This is a genomic window from Mycobacterium sp. SMC-4, from assembly GCF_050205565.1.
Lineage (GTDB): Bacteria > Actinomycetota > Actinomycetes > Mycobacteriales > Mycobacteriaceae > Mycobacterium.
Genome location: NZ_JBNMQU010000001.1, coordinates 905,044 through 923,855 on the forward strand (window position 1 = coordinate 905,044; position 18,812 = coordinate 923,855).

The window sequence follows — 18,812 nt, forward strand, 5'->3', positions numbered from 1 at the left end:
CTGATTCACCCCGCGGAGACCGTCGAAACCTCAGGCCGCCGGTCGGCGTGACGGCGCTGGACAGCGGGTATCCCAGCGCAGCGGCGCTGGGCCGTGTGGGTGGAGGTCGCGATGCTGAAGTGGCTGGACCGGCTGCAGCAGCGCAGTCGCGCGGCCGGGTTCGTCATCGCGGTGATCTACAAGTACGTCGACGACCAGGCCAATTACCTCGCCGCGCTGATCACCTACTACGCGTTCGTGTCGCTGTTCCCGCTGCTGCTTCTGCTGACCACGCTGCTGGGCGTGGTGTTGTGGAACCGGCCCGAGTGGCGGGCCAGCATCCTCGACTCGGCTCTGAGCCAGTTCCCGTTGCTCGGCGACCAGCTCAACCAGCCCGAGGCGCTCAGCGGCGGCACCACCGCGGTGGTCATCGGCATCGTCGGCGCACTGTACGGCGGGCTGGGGGTCGGGCAGGCGTTGCAGAACGCGATGGACAGCGTGTGGTCGGTTCCGCGGTTCGTGCGCCGCGACCCGCTGCGCGCCCGCCTGCACAGCCTGCTGCTGCTGATGGCGCTGGGCTCGTCGCTGATCGGGACGACGATGCTCACGGCGTTGGGCCGCAACTGGTCCGGGCTCGGGGTGCTGGGCACCGCCGCGGTGGTCGCCGCGTCGATCACCCTGAACACGGTGGTGTGCATCGTCGCGTTCCGGGTCACCACGGTGCGTTCGCTGACGGTGGCGCAGGTGCTGCCCGGCGCGGTGCTGGCCGCGGTGGTCTGGCAGATGCTGCAGTGGTTCGGCGCGGCGTACGTGGCCCGGGTGGTCGCGTCGGCCAGCGTCACCAACAGTGTGTTCGCGATCGTGCTCGGCATGCTGGCCTTCCTGTACCTGGTGTCGACGGCGCTGATGGTGTGCGCCGAGATCAACGTGGTTCGCGTCGACCGGCTGCATCCGCGCGCGCTGTTGACGCCGTTCACCGACAACGTCGAGCTCACCGACGCCGACCGCAAGGCCTATGCCGGGCAGGCAGAAGCCCAGCGCGCCAAGAGCTTCCAGCAGGTGGACGTGAGTTTCGACGACTCCGACGACGACCCCGACACCGGTCCCCGTTGAGGTCGCGTTTGCTGGCCGGAGAACCCGGGTACCGCCGGTGTATTCCGTTGAAAGGAGCCCACTTCCGTGAGCGTCACAGGTCGAGCTCGTTCCCTGACCCGCAAGGGGCTGAAGATCCAGCGTCGCGTCGCGCTGGCCCAGATGTTGTTCTGGCCCACCGTGCTGACCGCGGCCGGCGCGGTCGGCGCCGGGGTGCTGCTGGCACGACGACGCGACCTCGCGCACAGCCCAGCCTCCGTCGTGGGGTGACCCACCCATGCGCATCGTCGTCACCGGCGCGTCCGGCAATGTCGGCACCGCCCTGCTGCGCCGGCTGACCCGGCAGCGCGGCGTCCACGACGTCGTGGGCGTGGTGCGCCGTCCGCCTCCGCCGACCGGCGTGTACGAGCACGTGCACTGGCGCAGCATCGACCTGGCCGCCGACAACGCCGCCGACCAACTCCGGCCGGTGTTCGACGGCGCCGACGCCGTGGTCCACCTGGCCTGGGGTTTCCAGCCGACCCGCAACATCGCCTACCTGGAGCGGATCGGGGTGGGCGGCACCGCGGCGGTCCTGGAGGCCGCGCACGCCACCTCGGTCGGTCATCTGCTGCACATGTCGTCGGTGGGCGCCTACGCCGCCGGCAGCTACTGCACGCCCGTCGACGAGTCCTGGCCCACCTCGGGTATCCCGTCGTCGCCCTACAGCCGCCACAAATCCGCCGCCGAGGCGCTTCTGGACAACTACGAGAGTGCGCACGCCGACAGCGGTGTGCCGATCACCCGGATGCGACCCGGCTTCATCGTGCAACGCGCCGCGGCCAGCGGACTCATGCGCTACGCGCTGCCCGGCTACGTGCCGATGCTCGCGGTGCCACTGCTGCCGGTGCTGCCGCTGGACCGCGACCTGTGCATCCCGCTGGTCCACGCCGACGACGTCGCCGCCGCCTACGCCAGCGCCATCGAACGCAAGGCCACCGGCGCGTTCAACCTCGCTGCCGACCCGCCGATCACCCGCGCCGACGTCGCGAAGCTGATGCACGCCAAGGCGATTCACGTGCCGTCCGGTGTACTGGGCACGCTGGTGGACCTCAGCTGGCGGACCCGTCTGCAGCCCATCGACCGGGGCTGGCTCGACATGGCGTTCACGGTGCCGCTGCTGAACTGTGCGCGTGCCCGCGCCGAACTGGATTGGCATCCCAGCTGGTCATCGGTGGCAGCGCTGTCCGATGTGCTGACCGGTGTCGCGCAGCAGGCGCACACCGACAGCCCTCCGCTGCGCCGTCGCTCCCTGCTCGAACAGCTGCGCCGCGACCTCACCGACGGTCTGCTGACCACGCGTCACCTGCCGTGACGGACAGCGCCGCGGCCGGCGAAGACGTCGTGATCATCGGCGCCGGGCCGACCGGTCTGGCGGTGGCCCGTCAACTCGGGCAGCACGGCATCGACGCGCTGATCCTGGACCGTGCCGACGCCCCCGCGTCGGCCTGGCGCACCCGATACGACGGGTTCCGGCTGAACACGTGTGGTTTCTGGTCGCACCTGCCGGGACAGCCGATCCCGGTGCGGCACGGTCGATGGCCGGGCCGCGACGAGATGATCGCGTACTTCGACGACTACGTCCGGCGTCAGCGGTTGCGGCTGCGACTCGGTGTGAACGTCACCCGCCTGGAGCGCGACGGAGCGCGGTGGCGCCTCGAGACTGACGCCGAAACCTGTTACGCGTCAGCGGTATTGGTTGCCACAGGTAACTACCACACTCCCTGGGTGCCGCCGTGGGACGGCAGCGACGGGTTCACCGGGGATCTGCTGCACTCGGCGGAGTACCGAAACGCCGAAGCGTTCACCGGCTGCGACGTGCTGGTGGTGGGGTCGGGCAACTCGGCCACCGAGATCGCGCTGCAACTCAGCGACGGCGTCGCGCGCCGCGTCGCGATGTCGGTGCGCACACCGCCACATCTGGTGCCACGCTCGGCCGCCGGCCTGCCCGTCGACGCGCTGAGCCCGGTGTTCCGCCGACTGCCGGTCCCGGTCCTCGACCGCGCGGCGGACCTGATGCAGCGATTGTGGTTCGGCGACCTGAGCGGGTACGGCCTGCCGCGCCCCGGCCGAGGCCTCTACAGCGCGCTGCTGCGCGAGCACCGCATTCCCACCATCGGCGACCGCCTGGTACCTCGGGTCAAGACCGGACGCGTCGAGATCGTCGCGGCGGTGACCGGCTTCGACGGCCCCCGCGTCCTGCTCGCCGACGGCAGCGAGGTACGTCCCGACGTCGTCATCGCCGCAACCGGCTATCAACGGGGACTCGAACCGGTGGTCGGCCACCTCGGTGTGCTGACCGGCCACGGCCTGCCGGTCAGCAACGGAACACGCAGCGCCGCGGCGGGTCTGTGGTTTCTGGGCTATGCCGAGCCGCTGATCGGACCCCTGCGCGCATTGCGGCACCAGGCCGGGCCGGTGGCCCGGGAGATGGCCGCGTACCTGACCTCGATCACGGCGCCGGCGCCGGAACCCCGAACGCAAGCAACGCCACGTCGTCGTCGACGAGGGACCCCAGATCGGCGAGCAACCGCACCAACGCGGCGATGATGTCGTCGGCCGACGACGGAGCGTGGTCGGCGACGAAACGCAGCAGACCGCCGTCGTCGTCGAATCGGGCCGTCCCCGCTCCGGTGCGCGCCTCGGTCAACCCGTCGGTGTAGAGCAACAGGGTGTCGCCGGGCCGCAGCACCAGCTGCGCTTCGACGAACGATGCCGCCGCGGTGATGCCGACGGCCTGCCCGCCCCGGGTGTCGACCTCGACGACCTCCCCGTCTACCCGCAGCAGCAGCGCCGGGGGATGCCCGCCGCTGGCCAACCGCACCTCCACCCCGTTGTCGGTCAGCCGCAGCGTCCCCACGATCACCGTCGTGAGCACGAGCCCTTCGTCGATGGCTTGCTGCAGCAGCACCGTGTTCAACGTGTGCAGCACCAGCGCGGGGTCGTCGTCGACGACCGCGGCCGCCCGCAGGGTGTACCGCGTCAGCGACGTCAGCATGGCCGCCGACGCGCCTTTGCCGACGACGTCGCCGAGGAAGAAGCCGTACAGGTCCGCGGCCAGCGGGTAGACGTCGTAGAAGTCGCCGGTCACGTCGTCGGACGCGGCGTGGTAGTGCGCAACGGCCTCGACCCCGGCCGGAGCCGACACCGACGGCGGCAGCAGGGACCGTTGCAGGGTCGCGGCCAGCTCTTCGGCGCGGCGCCGCTCGGCCAGCAGTTCACGCTCGTAGGAGTGCCGACCGCGGGCATCGTGCAGAGCCATCCGGATCAGCGGGGCGGAGCCGGCGGTGAGATCCAGGTTGGCGCTGATCAACACCGCGAACCGGGACCGGTCCGTCGCGACCAGGTCGACGGCGAACTCTGAGACGCGCCCGTTGATCTTCAGTAGCGGTGCGAAGTGGGTCTCGTAGTGGATGCGCCCGCCGGCGCTGAACAATTCGGTGAACGACCGGCCCAGCAGGTCCTCGGGGCGGCACCGCAACCACTCGGCCAGGGTGCGGTTGACCGCGACGATACGGCGGTCCGATGTCGCACTCAGCAGCCCGCACGGCGCCCGGTCGAAGAACTCCTCGGCGTGCCCGGGCGGGTAGGCGCCGGTCACGGTGACCCGTCGACGAACGCGACGATCAGATCGACCGTCGCCTCGGGCTCGCTGACATGCGGGCAGTGCCCGCTGGTGTCGAGCGTGTGCAGAACGCTACCCGGGATCTGGTCGGCGACGAATGCGCCGACCCCGGCCGGCGCGATTGCATCGTCGGCGCACTCGACGACGAGCGTCGGCACGCGCACCGTGGCCAGGTCGGCACGGTTGTCCGACAGAAAGGTCGCGCGCGCAAAGACTTTCGCGCATGCCGGGTCGGTACGGCAGAAACTCTCGGCGAGTTCGGCGGAGAGCTCCGGCTGCTCCGGAGCGCCCATGACGGTGGGCGCCATCGCCCGCGCCCAGCCCAGGTAGTTGGTGTCGAGGGACTCCAGCAGCTCGTCGATCTCCTCCCGGCTGAACCCGCCCCGGTACTCCCCGTCGTCGAGGTAGCACGGCGACGGTGCGACCAGCACCAGCTTGGAGAACGCGTCGGGGCGACGGTTGGCAGCCAGCACACCCATCACCCCGGCGACCGAATGGCCGACGAAGACGACGTCGGTCAGCTCCAGCCCGTCGACGAGATCGAGGATGTCCTCGGCGTAGGCGTCGAGCCGGGCGTACCGCGCCGCGTCCCAGGAGCGAGGGTCCGCACCGCCGGAGCCGACGTGGTCGAACAGGACCAGCCGGTAGCGGTCCGAAAGGGGGCCGGTGACCCGCCGCCACAGTGTCTGATCACAGCCGAATCCGTGCGCCAGCAGCAGAGTAGGCCCGCCTGTGGCGCCGAGAATCTGCACGTTGTTGCGTGCGCGCACGTCCACCTCTTTCCTTATACAGGCCGATTCGAAAGCTCGGGGGGACAGTGCGAGGGTTTGGAGCATCCGAGACGGGAAATGCAAGGGCGATGACTGACTGGGAGTGCATCGTCGTCGGCGGAGGTGCCGCCGGACTCAGTGGCGCCCTGGTCCTGGGGCGGGCCCGACGGCGCACCCTGGTGCTCGACGCCGGGCAACAGAGCAACCGGGCCGCGGCCGGGATCGGTGGTCTGCTCGGCCACGACGGAACGTCGCCGGCCGAGCTGTACGAAGCGGGCCGACGGGAGCTCGCCGCCTATCCCAGCGTCGAGTTTCGCCAGAACCTCGCCGTGCGCGGCGAAGTCGTCGACGGCGGGTACGCGCTCGAACTCGACGACGGGCAGACGGTGTACGGCCGCCGGATCCTGCTGGCGACCGGGATGAAGTACTGCCCACCCGACCTGCCGGGCCTGGATGAACTGTGGGGCACCTCGGTGTTCCAGTGCCCGTTCTGCCACGGCTGGGAGGTGCGCGATTCACGACTGGCCGCGATGTCCGCCGGCGAGGAGGGAGTGCACGCCGCGCTGATGCTGCGCGGTTGGTCCGACGACGTCGTGTTGTTGACCGACGGGCCAGCCGGTCTCGACGGTGACCAGCAGCGGCTGATGGCCAATGCCGGAGTCACGGTCGACGAGCGCCGCGTCGCAGAACTGGTCGGCTGCGATGGCAAACTCGCCGAGATCGTGTTCACCGACGGGCAACGCCTCGCCCGCGATGCGCTGCTGGTCGAAGCTCCGTTGGAGCAGCGGTCGCAGCTGGCCACCGAACTCGGCGCGGCATGCACGCCCGGTCCGTTGTCGGTCAACACGATCGGCGTGGACCCGTTGCACCGCACCAGCACCGCGACGGTGTTCGCCGCCGGGGACGTGTGCACCGAACAGCCGTACGTCGCCGGGGCGGCGGCCGGCGGTGCACAGGCCGCGATGATCATCGTGCAGAGCCTGCTGGCCGACGAGTTCGGGCTGCCCTACCCGCCGTAAGCCCGGGGTCGATATTCGTTTCTGTTCGGTGCGCCGACCTGCTTACCTGAACGCGTGCCGACCGAACTGCTCGCCGTGGCCACTGGGTTCGCCACCGCCATCGCGTTGATCGCCGCGATCGGTGCGCAGAACGCCTTCGTGCTCAGGCAGGGACTCCGCGGTGAGCACGTGGTGGCGGTCGTCACGATCTGCGCGCTGACGGACGTGTTGCTGATCTTTGCCGGGATCGCCGGCTTCGGCGCTCTGATCGCCACTCACCCGGGTGTCATCACGGTCGCCGAATACGGCGGAGCCGCGTTCCTGACCGTCTACGCCGTCGTCGCCGCGCGGCGTGCACTGCGACCGGGAACTCTGACTCCCGCCGAGAGCGCGCCTGCCCGGCTGACCGGGGTGCTCGCCACCTGCCTGGCGTTGACGTTGCTGAATCCACACGTCTACCTGGACACTGTCATCCTGCTGGGAGCGCTGGCCAACGACCACGGCGCACAGCGCTGGCTGTTCGGCGGCGGGGCCGCCGCCGCGAGCACGGTGTGGTTCTCCGGGCTGGGGTTCGGCGCCACCAAGCTGCGCGGCCTGTTCGCCACCCCGACCACCTGGCGCGTGCTCGACGTCGTCATCGCGGTGACGATGTTGACGCTGGCCGGTTTGCTGATTCTGCACTGACCGACGCAAAAGGAATGTCGACGTCGTCAATAAGTGCGTTGTCGGCAGGCTTCCTGGGGAAGAATCACTGGCCATGGCCGATGCACCGGTTCCCGACGGAATGGGACTGCGGGAGCGCAAGAAGCGGCGCACGCGCGAAGCCGTCCGCTCGGCGGCCTTCCGGCTCTTCGAACGCAACGGCTATCCGAACACCACGGTCGAACAGATCGCCGAGGCGGCCGACGTGTCTCCGCGGACGTTCTTCCGTTACTTCCCCAACAAGGCCGCCCTGCTGATCCCGGACCACATGATGGATCCGATCATCGACGTGTTCGTCGACGCCCCCGCCCACCTCCCGCCGATCGCGGCCTACCGCCACGCCCTCGAGCAGGTGTTCAGCGGAATCGCCGGCCGCGAGTGGATCGAGGAAATGGGCCGCCAGCGGCTGCTGTACACGTTGCCCGAGGCGGCCGGCGCGCTCTACAACGAATACATCCACGTCATCGAACTGATCACCGACGCGCTCGCCCGCCGGCTGGATTTGCCGGCGACCGACCCCCGCCTGCGGATCACGGCCGGCGCCATGACCGGAGTGCTGATGTCGGCGCTGCACAACACCCCGATGGAACCGGTCACGCTGTTCGAAGGCCTGGATTTCCTCGACGCCGGCCTGCCGCTGCCCTGCGGTCAAGACGACGAAACTCGGCGCGCCGACCCGGAAACCACTAGCCTCGCCTGATGGCCACTTCGCCTCGCATCCCGGCGTCCGTCCGCGTCGCCCAGTTCGCCGCGGCCGGCGCTGTCGCGGTCGGCGCCGCGCTCGTCGTCGCCGCTCAGGCCGGCGCGCAGCCGGCTCCACCGGTCGATCCTGTCCTGCCGCCCGCGCCCGGCGCGCCCGCACCCGAGGCGCCCCCGGTGTTCGCCTACACCGCGATGGCCCCCGGTGAGGTGCCGCCGCCCGCGCCGCCCCCGGTCGGGGCGCCGTACATCCCGCCGGTGCCCAACGGGAATTTCGGGAACACCGGTCAGCTCGACTTCCTGCGGGAACTGTGGAACATGCGCAACTCCGCGGAGTTCTTCCAATCCATGGGCCCCGGCACCATGGACCCGGCGACCTGGGTGCCGCCCACCCCCTACGGTTCTCCGCCGCCAGGCGCTGCGCCCGTCCCGCCGCCGGGTGCCGCGCCCGTCCTGCCGCCCGGCGCAGTGCCCGTCCCGCCGCCGGGCGCACCGCCCGCCCCGGCCTCCGCTCCGCCGCCGATCTGGCCGCCCGCCGGGATGGTGCCCGCTCCCATTCCGTAGTCGCCGCGGCCGGTTTGCGTTCTCGATGATCGCAATCGGTGACGACGCAGGCGACCGGCCGTACGGTCGCGTCCCATGGCTGATCAGCAAGACGTCACGCCGCCGCGCCGCCTGAACGAAGACTGGCTGGCCGTCGTCGTCGGACTCACCCTGCTCGCGCTGGTGCTCGTCGGCGCCATCCCCGGGGGCGTGATCCCGTGACCGAGCAGACCGCCGACACGGACGCACCGGCGCGGTCCGGGGGCTCGAAAGGCATCGGCTACGCCGTCGCCGGTGTCGTCGTCGTGCTCCTGCTGGGCGCGTTGACCCGGTACCTGGAAACCCAGGTGCCCCGATGGGCCGACGGCACCGGGTTCGCGCGCGTCGCCAAGTCCATCGAATTCCCCGTCTACGCCATCGCGCTGGGGTTGCTCGGCAACCTGGTGCTGTCCAAGCTCGCGCTGCGCGACGCGCTGTCCGGCGGATTCCGGACAGAGTTCTTCATCAAGACCGGCCTGGTGCTGCTCGGCGCGTCGATCAACCTCAAGGTGCTGGTGACCGCGGCCGGGCCGGCGATCGTGCAGGCGCTGCTGCTGATCACCATCGTGTTCGGATTCACCTGGTGGCTGGGCGGCCGGTTCGGCATCGAGGACAAGCTGCGGGCGCTACTGGCCTCGGCCGTGTCGATCTGCGGGGTCAGCGCGGCCATCGCGGCCGCCGGCGCGGTGCAGGCCCGACGCGAACAACTCGCCTACGCCGCATCGCTGGTGATCGTGTTCGCGTTGCCGTCGATCTTCCTGCTGCCGTGGCTGGCCGGGGTGTTCGGTCTCTCCGACGCGGTGGCCGGCGCCTGGATCGGCGGCAACATCGACACCACGGCGGCGGTCGCCGCGTCGGGCGCGATCGCCGGCGAGGACGCGCTGCAGATCGCCACGATCGTCAAGACCACCCAGAACGCGCTGATCGGCATCGTGGCGATCGCCCTGACCGCCTACTTCGCTCTGAAGGTGGAACGCAACGCGGCCGCGCGGCCCACGGTGGGGCAGTTCTGGGAGCGCTTCCCCAAGTTCGTGCTCGGGTTCATCGCCGCGTCGGTCATCGGGACGCTGTTCCTGCAGTGGGGCGGGGACAAGGCGGCCATCACGACGGTCAACGACCTGCGCACCTGGTTCCTGATCTTCGCGTTCGTCGCGATCGGCCTGGAGTTCTCGCTGAAAGGACTGCGGGAAGCCGGGTGGCGCCCGATCGCGGTGTTCGCCTCGGCCACGGTGGTCAACATCGTCGTCGCCCTGGGCCTGGCGCTGCTGCTGTTCGGCAACTTCGAGGTCAGCGCCGCGTCCTGATCTAATGGGCGCGTGACCGACACGACCGCCACCGACGACCGCATCGCGTTCGCGCGCGTCGGGTCGGCCTACTACCCGGTGCTGGTCGCGGTGTTCACCGCGCTGGTGATCATCTCCAACGTCACGGCGACCAAGGGCGTGGCGTTCGGTCCGATCATCACCGACGGCGGGTTCCTGGTGTTCCCGCTGACCTACGTGATCGGCGACGTGCTCAGCGAGGTCTACGGGTTCCGGGCCGCTCGGCGCGCCATCCTCACCGGCTTCGCCATGAACGCCCTTGCTGCCCTGGCCTTCTGGGTCACCGTGTACCTGCCCGCCGCGGACTTCTACGTCAACCAGGAGCACTTCGAGAACGTCGTCGGCGCCTATACGCAGCTGATCGTGGCCGGACTGGCCGGGTTCCTGGTCGGCCAGACCCTCAACGCGTGGACGGTGGTGCGGATCAAGCAACGCACCAAGGAGAAGCATCTGTGGGCGCGCCTGATCGGGTCGACCTTCGTCGGTCAGCTCGGTGACACGCTGGTGTTCTGTGCCATCGCCGCGGGTGCGATCGGAATCACCAGCATCGAGGACTTCGTCACCTACGCAGCGCTGGGCTGGCTGTACAAGACCGCCATCGAGATCGTGGTGCTGCCGCTGACCTACCGGGTGATCGCCGTCATCAAGCGCCGCGAGCCCAGCTACTCCGGCGCCGCCTGATTCCGGGCTTCCGCACGCAGGATGCATTCCCGGCGCAGTCCCTGGGTAACGTAAGAAAATGCGACCCACCGCCATCCGCGACTACGGCGATCACGGGCTGCTCCTCGAATTCTCCGATATCGCAGAGGTGTTGGCCTTCCACGAAACACTCCGCGCGGCCCAGCTGCCCGGGGTGATCGACATCGTGCCGGCGGCCCAGACCATTCTCGTCAAGCTCGACGGGCCCCAGGATGTGGCGCCGACGCGGCAGCGGCTGGCCCGCGTGACCCCGGGCCGCGGCGCGGTCGAGGCGGCGGCCGCACCGCCCGACGGAAACGCCGACGTCGTCATCGACGTCTGTTACGACGGAGAAGATCTCGACGACGTCGCCGAACTGACCGGCCTGACGCGCGACGAGGTCGTCGCCGCCCACACCGCGCGGCCCTGGCGCGTCGGCTTCAGCGGCTTCGCGCCCGGGTTCGCCTACCTGGTCGGCGGCGACGACCGTCTGGTCGTGCCCCGCAAGGCCGAACCTCGCACCAAGGTGCCCGTCGGCGCCGTCGGGCTGGCCGGGCAGTTCAGCGGTGTGTATCCGCGCGAATCGCCCGGTGGCTGGCAACTGATCGGCCACACCACCGCCGTGCTGTGGGACGTCGAGCGCGAGCAGCCCGCTCTGTTGACACCGGGGTTGTGGGTGCAGTTCCGGGCAACGGACGCGACAGGAGTCTCATGACGGTCACGCTGGAGGTTCTGCGGACCGGTCCGTTGGCGCTCGTCGAGGACCTCGGCCGGCCGGGGCTGTCGCACCTCGGGGTCACGCGCTCCGGCGCGGCCGACCGACGCTCGCACGCACTGGCCAACCGGCTGGTCGCCAACCCCGACGACCGCGCCACCGTCGAAGTGACCCTCGGCGGTTTCGCCGCGCGGGTGCACGGCGCAGGCAGGGAAGGGGTCGCGATCGCGGTCACCGGCGCCGACACCGACCCGTCCGTGGACGGAAAACCGTTCGGCACCAACAGCATTCACCATGCGCACGACGGTCAGGTGATCTCGCTGGGTACGCCGCGCACCGGTCTGCGGTCCTACCTGGCGGTGCGGGGCGGCTTCGACGTCGCACCGGTTCTCGGGTCCCGCAGTTACGACGTGCTGTCGGCGATCGGGCCGGCTCCGCTGCGCCGCGGCGACGTGCTGCCGGTCGGGACACCCAGCGACGACTTCCCCGAGATCGATCAGGCGCCGGTCGCCGCGATCTCCGACGACGTCCTGGAGGTCGACGTGGTGCCCGGACCACGCGATGACTGGTTCGCCGACCCGGACATCCTGGTGCGCACCAACTGGCAGGTCACCGACCGCAGCGACCGCGTCGGTGTGCGCCTGGTCGGGATGCCGCTGGAGTATCGGTGGGCGGACCGCCAGCTGCCCAGCGAGGGCGTCACGCGCGGCGCGATCCAGGTCCCGCCCAACGGATTTCCGGTGATCCTCGGGCCCGACCATCCTGTCACCGGCGGCTACCCGGTCATCGGAGTGGTCACCGACGACGACGTCGACAAGATCGCGCAGGCCCGGCCCGGCCAGACGATCCGGCTGCACTGGTCCCGGCCCCGGCAGCCGTTCGACGCTGTGGACCGCTGAGGACCGCGCTGGTAGAACCTTGAGGTGTGCGTGCACGCCTGGTCCATACGTCCGATCTGGACGCCGAGACCTTCGACGGTGCCCGACAGATGGTCGTCGAGGCGTTCGGCGGCGAGTTCCTGGAGTCGGACTGGGAGCACGCGCTGGGGGGCATGCACGCGCTCATCTTCCGCCACGGCGCACTGATCGGCCACGCCGCCGTCGTGCAGCGCCGCCTCTACGTCGGTGACGTCGCATTGCGGTGCGGCTACGTGGAAGGACTCGCTGTCCGCGAGGACCACCGCGGCCAGGGCCTGGCTACCGTGCTGATGGACGGCGTCGAGCAGGTGCTGCGCGGTGCCTACCACCTGGGCGCGCTCAGCACGACCGAGCTGGGCAAGCCCGTCTACCAGGGGCGCGGGTGGACGCCGTGGACCGGACCCACCTCGGTGCTCGGCCCGGACGGTCCGGTCCGTACCCCGGACGACGACGGCGCGCTGTACGTGCTGCCCTGCGCGCTGCCCGACGGGGTGGTGCTCGATCCCGCCGGACCGGTGGCGTGCGACTGGCGCAACGGCGACGTCTGGTGAGCCTCACAGATCCCGACGTGTGTCAGTGAGCGGAAATTCACTGCCTGAGCGGCGACGATACGGTCGGGCAATCGCTGGTTAATCAGGCCGAAACACGCGCTGCATAAACAGGTGGGCATGAGTGAGCCGGAGTGGGCGCCGCTCACCGGATTTCGAGTCGCGGTGACGTCGGCGCGGCGGGCCGACGAGTTGGCAGCGCTGCTGCGCCGTCGCGGCGCGACCGTGACCAGCGCCGCGGCGATCGAGATGGTGCCGCTGCCCGATGACGACGAACTGCGCCAGCACACCCACGCGCTGATCGCCGACCCGCCGGACATCGTCATCGCCACGACCGGCATCGGACTGCGCGGATGGATGGCCGCCGCCGACGGGTGGGGCATGGCCAATGAGTTGACCGCGGCGCTGGCTCGGGCGCGCATCGTCTCGCGCGGCCCGAAGGCCACCGGTGCGCTGCGGGCGGCCGGTCTGCCCGAGGAATGGTCCCCGGAATCGGAGTCCTCGCGCGAGGTGCTGCACTACCTGTTGGAGGGCGGCATCGCCGGGACGCGGATCGCGGTGCAGCTGCACGGCGCGACCGCCGAGTGGGATCCGTTTCCCGAGTTCCTCGACGAATTGCGCGCCGCCGGGGCGCAAGTCGTCCCCATCCGGGTGTACCGCTGGCATCCCGCACCCCGCAACGGCGAGTTCGACCAGCTGGTCGCCGGTATCGCCGAGGAGCGATTCGATGCGGTGAGCTTCACCTCCGCGCCGGCAGTCGCGTCGGTGTTGCTGCGGGCCACCGAGATGGGGCTCGAGACGCCGGTGCTGTCGGCGCTGCGCACCAGCGTGCACGCGATGTGCGTGGGTCCGGTCACTGCGCGTCCGCTGGTGCGGCTCGGGGTGCCGACCTCATCGCCGGAGCGAATGCGCCTGGGCGCGTTGGCCCGTCACATCACCGACGAGCTGCCCCTGCTGCAGTCACGGACCATCCGGGTGGCCGGGCATCTGCTCGAGATCCGTGGCACCTGCGTGCTGGTGGACGGGGCGGTACGGCCGATGTCGCCCGCCGCGATGGCCACCATGCGGGCGCTGGCGCACCGGCCCGGCGCGGTGGTTTCGCGCGTCGATCTGTTGCGCGCCCTGCCCGGCACCGGCACCGACACCCACGCCGTCGAGACCGCCGTGCTGCGGCTGCGGAATGCGTTGGGCGACAAGAAGATGGTGGCCACCGTGGTCAAACGCGGCTACCGGCTGCCCGTCGACGAGGCGTGTGCGTCGTGAGCTGTGTCCTGGTCGCGCACGGCACCCGCAAGCAGCGCGGGGTGTCGCTGATCGCCGACATCGCCGCCGAGGTGTCCGCGCACCTGGACCGCGCTGTGCATGTCGCGTTCGTCGACGTGCTGGGGCCGACGCCGGCCGAGGTGCTCGGCGCCCAGCACGCCGAGCCGGCCGTGCTGGTGCCGGCGTTCCTGGCGCGCGGCTACCACGTCAGCGTCGACATTCCGGGCCACGTCCGGGACAGCGACCACCCCGACGTCACCGTCACCCCAGCACTGGGCCCCGATCCACAGCTGGTGCGGGCACTGCTCGATCGGCTCATCGAATCCGGTTGGCACCCCGAAGATTTCGTGATCCTGGCGGCCGCCGGGACATCCGACCCGGCAGCGATGCGCGATCTGCACACCACCGCGACCTGGTTATCCGCGATGACCGGGTCGCGTGTGGAGTTGGCGTTCGCGGCCACCGGCGAGCCGCGCGTCGCCGACGCGGTGGCCGCGGCGCGACGGTCCGGTAGGCGCGTCGTCGTCGCGTCCTACCTGCTCTCGGAGGGCTTGTTCCAGGACCGGTTACGTGCCAGCGGTGCCGATCTGGTGACCGACCCGCTGGGCACGCACCCCGGCGTGACGCGGTTGATCGTCAGCCGGTTCCTGCGCGCCCGAGTGGCGGACCGGTCAGGGGTGCGGAGTCGTTGAGGCCGGCAATGCGGCCACCAACGGGGTGTCCGCGCCGACCCGGCCCAGCCTGGCCGCACCGCCCGGGTCACCGAGTGGGGCGTCGCGGCCAGGCAGGACCATCGTGAAGAACGCGGCGTTGTCCCCCAAGAACGCGGCTTCCTCATCGGGTAGGTCGGATTCGTAGTAGATGGCGTCCACGCGGCACGCGATGCGGCAGGCGCCGCAGTCGACGCACTCGTTCGGGTTGATGTACATCGCCCGATCGCCTTCGTAGATGCAGTCCGCCGGGCACTCCTGCACGCAGGACTTGTCCACGATGTCCACACACGCGCTGCCGATCACGTACGTCATGGCTTCGAGGTTAGGAAGCCGACGCGCGATCGGCAGGGGCCGAAAGTCCCTTCTTCGATCACGCCGAGATTGCATCCTGCGCGACGATATCGCCAGTTGACGCGCGTGGAATGCAATTTCGGCGGGTCAGGAGCCGATCTGGACGTCGCCGTCGGCGGTGACCCGGGTCGCGAAGACGGGCAGTGAGTGATCGGGATCGTCGAGGCAGCTGCCGTCGTCGAGCGCGAACGCCTGCTTCTTGATCGGCGTTTGCACCGTCACGCGTCCGCCCCGGTCCCCCACGATGCCGCGCGACATCACCGCGGCTCCGCAGAAGGGGTCGATGTTGCCGACGGCGTGGACGCTGCCGTCGTCGAGGCGGAACAGTGCGGCCTGTGCGCCGTCGGGGAGCAGCACGGCCACGCCGCGGTTGGGAATCAGGAAGTCGTAACGGCAGGCGGTGGTCCACACCGTCACGTCGTTGAGAACTGTCATCTCTGCACCACCTTCGGCATGCCGATGGAAACGGGGGCCGGGACCTTGCGCCCGTGCTGTTCGACGAATTCGATGGTCGGGTCCGGCACGTCAGGGGCGTTGACGAAGGACACGAACCGCGCGAGCTTGTCGGGGTCCTCCAGCACGCCCTTCCATTCACAGGCGTAGCCCTCGACGTGACGCTCGACGGCTGCCTCGAACTCCGCGGCCAGCCCCAGCGAGTCCTCGCACACGACCTCGCGCAGGTGATCCAGTCCGACCTGCTCGACCCATGGCGCGGTGCGCTGCAAGCGATCCGCGGTGCGGATGTAGAACATCAGGAACCGGTCGATGTAGCGGATCAGCGTCTCGTCGTCGAGGTCGCCGGCGAGCAGCTGGGCGTGCTTCGGGGTCATCCCGCCGTTGCCGCCGACGTAGAGGTTCCAGCCGGTTTCGGTGGCGATGACGCCGACGTCCTTGCCACGCGCCTCGGCGCACTCGCGGGCGCACCCGGACACCCCCATCTTGATCTTGTGCGGCGCCCGCAGGCCCCGGTAGCGCAGCTCCAGGTTGATCGCCATCTGCACCGAATCCTGTTGGCCGTAGCGGCACCAGTCGCTGCCGACGCAACTCTTGACGGTGCGCAGCGACTTACCATAGGCCTGACCGGATTCCATGCCGCCCTCGACCAGGCGCCGCCAGATCTCGGGTAGTTGCTCGACGCGGGCGCCGAACATGTCGATGCGCTGCCCGCCGGTGATCTTCGTGTACAGCCCGAAGTCGCGGGCGATTTCGCCGATCAGGATCAGGTGTTCCGGGGTGATGTCGCCGCCGGGGACCCGCGGGACGACCGAGTAGCTGCCGTTGCGCTGGATGTTGGCCAGGAAGTGGTCGTTGGAGTCCTGCAGCGACGCCTGCTCACCGTCGAGGATGTGGTCGGAGCTGGTCGATGCCAGGATCGAGGCGACCACGGGTTTGCAGATGTCGCAACCTTTTCCGGTGCCGAAACGCTCGATCAGTCCGGAGAAGGTGCGGATGTCGGTGGCGGTGACGATCTCGAACAGCTCGGCGCGCGAATGGGAGAAGTGCTCGCACAGCGCCTTGGACTGCTCGACACCTTCGGCTTCGAGGATCTGCTTGAGCAGCGGCACGCAGGAGCCGCACGAGGTGCCGGCCAACGTGCACTTCTTCAGGTCGGCGACGTCGCAGCAGCCCGACCCGATGGCTGCGGTCAGATCACCTTTGGTGACGTTGTTGCACGAGCAGATCTGCGCGGCGTCCGGCAGCGCGCCGACGCCCAGACCTGTTGCCCCGCCTTCGGTTCCGGACGGCGAGATGAGCCCCAGCGGGTCACCCGGCAGCGGTTCGCCGACCATCGGGCGCAGGATGCCGTACGCCGACGCGTCGCCGACCAGGATGCCGCCCAGCAGGGTTTTCGCATCGTCGGAGAGCACCAGTTTGGCGTACGTCTGGTTGACCGCGTCGTTGACGACGACCGACAGGCAGTCCGGTGTGGTGCCCATCGCGTCGCCGAAGCTCGCGACGTCGACGCCGAGAAGTTTGAGCTTGGTGGACATGTCGGCCTCGGGAAACTCGGCGGCCCCGCCGAGCAGCCGATCGGCCACGACCTCCGCGCTGGTGTAACCGGGACCCACCAGCCCGTAGCAGCGGCCCTCGATCGCGGCCACCTCACCGATGGCGTAGATGTCGGGATCACTCGTGGCGCAGGATAGGTCGGTCAGCACTCCACCACGCTCGGCGATCTCCAGGCCGGCCTCGCGGCCCAGCTCGTCACGCGGGCGCACGCCGGCGGCGAACACCACCACGCCGGCGTCGACGAACGTGCCGTCACTCAGCATCACCCGCACGGAGTCGTCGTCGGCGGAGCGGCGCAGCGGCCGGTTGCGTTGGGCCGGTGCGATCGACTCGGTGCCGACGTCGGTGTGCACGGTGATCCCGAGGTCGCTGATCATCCGGCACAGCAGCGCGCCACCGGCTTCGTCGAGCTGCTGGGACATCAGCCGCGATGACCGCTCCACCACGTGCGCCTGCAAGCCGAAGCCGCGCAGCGCGTTTGCGGCTTCCAGACCGAGCAGGCCACCGCCGATCACGACGCCGACCGGCGCGCGGTTTCCTGCGAGGGTGCGCTGCGCGTCGGCGTAGATGGCGTCGAGATCGTCGAGGGTGCGGTAGACGTGGCACGACGGCAGGTCGCGGCCCGGCACCGGCGGGACGAACGCGAACGAACCGGTGGCCAACACGAGCGCGTCGTAGTCGAAGGTGGCGCCGTCGGCGGTGGTGACGGTCTTGTTCGCGCGGTCGATGGCAGTGACGCGACTGCCCAGCCGGACGTCGACCAGCTCATCGCCGAGGTAGTCGTTGCCGGGCAGTGCCAGTCGGGGCCTTTCCCAGTGTTCGGTGTAGCCGGTGAGTCCGACGCGGTCGTAGGCGGCGTCCAGTTCTTCCGCCAGAACGGTGACGCGCCACTTGCCTTCGGTGTCGCGGGAGCGCAGTGCCTCGACAAACCGGTGTCCGACCATGCCGTGGCCGATGACCACGACTTTCGATGTTGACGCCATGGCGGCCACGTTAGGAAGCCGATATTGCCGCTGTGTCGCCTCGTGTGAAGCGCCCATCACGGTCTGCTCACGTTTGCCGGCGCCGGTCTGTGAGCGTTCGCCGACAGCGACCGTGCATTCAGGGCGACCCGTCCCATCGAGCGTGCGCTCAGGGCGGGAAACCGGCCCGATCGCCGCCGCCACCGCACACTCGGCGAGCGACCGGCGAGCACGCTCTGCCGTCCCGCTCCGAGCGTTCGCCGACAGCGAACCCAGCTCCGGGAACATGAGCGTGGTTGACTCAAGTTCTATCGGTCAGATGTACCGGTGACGGCACCGGTCACGATCTCAAGAGGAGTGGACATGAGCAACGTTGCCCTGTGGAACCGGCCGGCCTGGACCGCCGACCGATGGGTCCGGGACTTCTTCGGACCCGCGACCGCGCACGAGTGGAGCGCCGGGATCACACCGGCCGTCGAGGTGACCGCCGACGGTGAGGACGCGGTCATCCGCGCGGACCTGCCCGGCGTCGACGTCGAGAAGGACGTCACCGTCGAGGTCGACAACGGCCGCCTGGTGATCCGCGGCGAGCGCCGCGACGAACGATCGGAAGAAAAAGACGGGCGACGCGTCAGCGAGGTCCGTTATGGATCCTTCCGGCGATCCTTCGCGCTGCCGGCCCACGTCACCGGTGACGCGGTATCGGCGACCTACGACGCCGGGGTGCTGACCGTCCGAGTGGCCGGCGCGCACCGCAACGCGCAGGCGCAGCGGATAGCGATCGAAGCCAAGTAAGCACGTCCTGAGCGGCTACCGACCGGTGGGAATCGACGTTCCCACCGGTCGA

Annotated in this window: 22 protein-coding genes; 17 read left to right on the forward strand and 5 right to left on the reverse strand. The window is 69.8% G+C overall.

Features of this window, described 5'->3' with window-relative positions; genetic code table 11:
• Positions 1–111: 111 nt before the first annotated feature.
• The 4 genes from ACQI46_RS04375 to ACQI46_RS04390 all read left to right on the forward strand — a co-directional run bounded on the left by ACQI46_RS04375 (position 112) and on the right by ACQI46_RS04390 (position 3,660).
• Positions 112–1,092 (forward strand): YihY/virulence factor BrkB family protein, encoded by a 981-nt coding sequence (locus ACQI46_RS04375; RefSeq protein ID WP_427092690.1) that lies wholly within the window; start codon positions 112–114, stop codon positions 1,090–1,092.
• A 66-nt stretch (positions 1,093–1,158) separates the two neighbouring features.
• Positions 1,159–1,341 carry a hypothetical protein gene (locus tag ACQI46_RS04380; RefSeq protein ID WP_427092691.1) on the forward strand — a complete coding sequence of 61 codons (183 nt, stop codon included), beginning with the start codon at positions 1,159–1,161 and terminating at the stop codon, positions 1,339–1,341.
• 7 nt (positions 1,342–1,348) lie between these two features.
• Positions 1,349–2,425, forward strand: a complete 1,077-nt coding sequence (locus ACQI46_RS04385) for an NAD-dependent epimerase/dehydratase family protein (protein ID WP_427092692.1) — start codon at positions 1,349–1,351, stop codon at positions 2,423–2,425.
• Positions 2,422–3,660: a flavin-containing monooxygenase gene (locus ACQI46_RS04390; RefSeq protein WP_427092693.1), complete on the forward strand. Its 1,239-nt coding sequence runs from the start codon at positions 2,422–2,424 to the stop codon at positions 3,658–3,660. Before ACQI46_RS04385 ends, ACQI46_RS04390 begins: the two co-directional genes overlap by 4 nt.
• On the opposite strand, the gene ACQI46_RS04395 is transcribed toward ACQI46_RS04390, so the two are convergent.
• Positions 3,563–4,711 (reverse strand): SpoIIE family protein phosphatase, encoded by a 1,149-nt coding sequence (locus ACQI46_RS04395; RefSeq protein WP_427092694.1) that lies wholly within the window; start codon positions 4,709–4,711, stop codon positions 3,563–3,565. The two genes, ACQI46_RS04390 and ACQI46_RS04395, sit on opposite strands and share 98 nt — an antisense overlap.
• Entirely contained in the window at positions 4,708–5,511 is an 804-nt protein-coding gene (locus ACQI46_RS04400) for an alpha/beta fold hydrolase (protein ID WP_427092695.1), read from the reverse strand. The genes ACQI46_RS04395 and ACQI46_RS04400 overlap by 4 nt, the downstream gene beginning before the upstream one ends.
• Before the next feature lie 83 nt (positions 5,512–5,594).
• Here ACQI46_RS04400 and ACQI46_RS04405 point away from each other — a divergent pair, with 83 nt between their 5' ends.
• The 12 genes from ACQI46_RS04405 to ACQI46_RS04460 all read left to right on the forward strand — a co-directional run bounded on the left by ACQI46_RS04405 (position 5,595) and on the right by ACQI46_RS04460 (position 14,621).
• The gene (locus tag ACQI46_RS04405) at positions 5,595–6,524 is read left to right on the forward strand and encodes an NAD(P)/FAD-dependent oxidoreductase (protein ID WP_427092696.1); all 930 of its coding nucleotides are present in this window, start codon (positions 5,595–5,597) and stop codon (positions 6,522–6,524) included.
• 54 nt (positions 6,525–6,578) lie between these two features.
• On the forward strand, positions 6,579–7,187 hold the full coding sequence (locus tag ACQI46_RS04410; protein WP_427092697.1) for a LysE/ArgO family amino acid transporter: 609 nt from the start codon (positions 6,579–6,581) through the stop codon (positions 7,185–7,187).
• A 73-nt stretch (positions 7,188–7,260) separates the two neighbouring features.
• Positions 7,261–7,905, forward strand: a complete 645-nt coding sequence (locus tag ACQI46_RS04415) for a TetR family transcriptional regulator (protein WP_427092698.1) — start codon at positions 7,261–7,263, stop codon at positions 7,903–7,905.
• The gene (locus ACQI46_RS04420) at positions 7,905–8,468 is read left to right on the forward strand and encodes a hypothetical protein (RefSeq protein WP_427092699.1); all 564 of its coding nucleotides are present in this window, start codon (positions 7,905–7,907) and stop codon (positions 8,466–8,468) included. The genes ACQI46_RS04415 and ACQI46_RS04420 overlap by 1 nt, the downstream gene beginning before the upstream one ends.
• 75 nt (positions 8,469–8,543) lie before the next feature.
• The gene (locus ACQI46_RS04425) at positions 8,544–8,669 is read left to right on the forward strand and encodes a hypothetical protein (RefSeq protein ID WP_427092700.1); all 126 of its coding nucleotides are present in this window, start codon (positions 8,544–8,546) and stop codon (positions 8,667–8,669) included.
• Entirely contained in the window at positions 8,666–9,790 is a 1,125-nt protein-coding gene (locus tag ACQI46_RS04430; RefSeq protein ID WP_427092701.1) for a YeiH family protein, read from the forward strand. Before ACQI46_RS04425 ends, ACQI46_RS04430 begins: the two co-directional genes overlap by 4 nt.
• 12 nt (positions 9,791–9,802) lie before the next feature.
• Positions 9,803–10,489, forward strand: a complete 687-nt coding sequence (locus ACQI46_RS04435) for a queuosine precursor transporter (RefSeq protein ID WP_427092702.1) — start codon at positions 9,803–9,805, stop codon at positions 10,487–10,489.
• A 58-nt stretch (positions 10,490–10,547) separates the two neighbouring features.
• Positions 10,548–11,201: a 5-oxoprolinase subunit B family protein gene (locus ACQI46_RS04440; RefSeq protein ID WP_427092703.1), complete on the forward strand. Its 654-nt coding sequence runs from the start codon at positions 10,548–10,550 to the stop codon at positions 11,199–11,201.
• Positions 11,198–12,100 carry a biotin-dependent carboxyltransferase family protein gene (locus tag ACQI46_RS04445; protein ID WP_427092704.1) on the forward strand — a complete coding sequence of 301 codons (903 nt, stop codon included), beginning with the start codon at positions 11,198–11,200 and terminating at the stop codon, positions 12,098–12,100. The genes ACQI46_RS04440 and ACQI46_RS04445 overlap by 4 nt, the downstream gene beginning before the upstream one ends.
• Before the next feature lie 26 nt (positions 12,101–12,126).
• Entirely contained in the window at positions 12,127–12,669 is a 543-nt protein-coding gene (locus tag ACQI46_RS04450) for a GNAT family N-acetyltransferase (protein WP_427092705.1), read from the forward strand.
• Positions 12,670–12,786: 117 nt separating this feature from the next.
• Positions 12,787–13,929 (forward strand): uroporphyrinogen-III synthase, encoded by a 1,143-nt coding sequence (locus ACQI46_RS04455; RefSeq protein ID WP_427092706.1) that lies wholly within the window; start codon positions 12,787–12,789, stop codon positions 13,927–13,929.
• Complete coding sequence (locus ACQI46_RS04460; protein WP_427092707.1) at positions 13,926–14,621, forward strand: sirohydrochlorin chelatase; 696 nt, start codon at positions 13,926–13,928, stop codon at positions 14,619–14,621. Before ACQI46_RS04455 ends, ACQI46_RS04460 begins: the two co-directional genes overlap by 4 nt.
• Here ACQI46_RS04460 and fdxA read toward each other — a convergent pair.
• From fdxA to nirB, 3 genes are all read right to left on the reverse strand, one after another.
• Positions 14,601–14,954, reverse strand: coding sequence for a ferredoxin (gene fdxA, locus ACQI46_RS04465; protein ID WP_427092708.1), 354 nt, complete (start codon positions 14,952–14,954; stop codon positions 14,601–14,603). The genes ACQI46_RS04460 and fdxA overlap by 21 nt on opposite strands.
• 126 nt (positions 14,955–15,080) lie before the next feature.
• Positions 15,081–15,428 (reverse strand): nitrite reductase small subunit NirD, encoded by a 348-nt coding sequence (gene nirD, locus ACQI46_RS04470; protein WP_427092709.1) that lies wholly within the window; start codon positions 15,426–15,428, stop codon positions 15,081–15,083.
• Positions 15,425–17,986, reverse strand: coding sequence for a nitrite reductase large subunit NirB (nirB, locus tag ACQI46_RS04475; RefSeq protein ID WP_427092710.1), 2,562 nt, complete (start codon positions 17,984–17,986; stop codon positions 15,425–15,427). Before nirB ends, nirD begins: the two co-directional genes overlap by 4 nt.
• Positions 17,987–18,328: 342 nt before the next feature.
• On the opposite strand from nirB, the gene ACQI46_RS04480 reads away from it, so the two are divergent.
• Complete coding sequence (locus tag ACQI46_RS04480) at positions 18,329–18,760, forward strand: Hsp20/alpha crystallin family protein (protein WP_427092711.1); 432 nt, start codon at positions 18,329–18,331, stop codon at positions 18,758–18,760.
• Positions 18,761–18,812 lie beyond the last annotated feature (52 nt).

Coding starts and splice junctions, on each gene's coding strand:
- ACQI46_RS04375 (WP_427092690.1), top strand. CDS start 112: ATGCTGAAGTGGCTGGACCGGCTGCAGCAGCGCAGTCGCGCGGCCGGG.
- ACQI46_RS04385 (WP_427092692.1), top strand. CDS start 1,349: ATGCGCATCGTCGTCACCGGCGCGTCCGGCAATGTCGGCACCGCCCTG.
- ACQI46_RS04405 (WP_427092696.1), top strand. CDS start 5,595: ATGACTGACTGGGAGTGCATCGTCGTCGGCGGAGGTGCCGCCGGACTC.
- ACQI46_RS04415 (WP_427092698.1), top strand. CDS start 7,261: ATGGCCGATGCACCGGTTCCCGACGGAATGGGACTGCGGGAGCGCAAG.
- ACQI46_RS04420 (WP_427092699.1), top strand. CDS start 7,905: ATGGCCACTTCGCCTCGCATCCCGGCGTCCGTCCGCGTCGCCCAGTTC.
- ACQI46_RS04425 (WP_427092700.1), top strand. CDS start 8,544: ATGGCTGATCAGCAAGACGTCACGCCGCCGCGCCGCCTGAACGAAGAC.
- ACQI46_RS04440 (WP_427092703.1), top strand. CDS start 10,548: ATGCGACCCACCGCCATCCGCGACTACGGCGATCACGGGCTGCTCCTC.
- ACQI46_RS04445 (WP_427092704.1), top strand. CDS start 11,198: ATGACGGTCACGCTGGAGGTTCTGCGGACCGGTCCGTTGGCGCTCGTC.
- ACQI46_RS04455 (WP_427092706.1), top strand. CDS start 12,787: ATGAGTGAGCCGGAGTGGGCGCCGCTCACCGGATTTCGAGTCGCGGTG.
- fdxA (WP_427092708.1), bottom strand. CDS start 14,954: ATGACGTACGTGATCGGCAGCGCGTGTGTGGACATCGTGGACAAGTCC.
- nirD (WP_427092709.1), bottom strand. CDS start 15,428: ATGACAGTTCTCAACGACGTGACGGTGTGGACCACCGCCTGCCGTTAC.
- nirB (WP_427092710.1), bottom strand. CDS start 17,986: ATGGCGTCAACATCGAAAGTCGTGGTCATCGGCCACGGCATGGTCGGA.
- ACQI46_RS04480 (WP_427092711.1), top strand. CDS start 18,329: ATGAGCAACGTTGCCCTGTGGAACCGGCCGGCCTGGACCGCCGACCGA.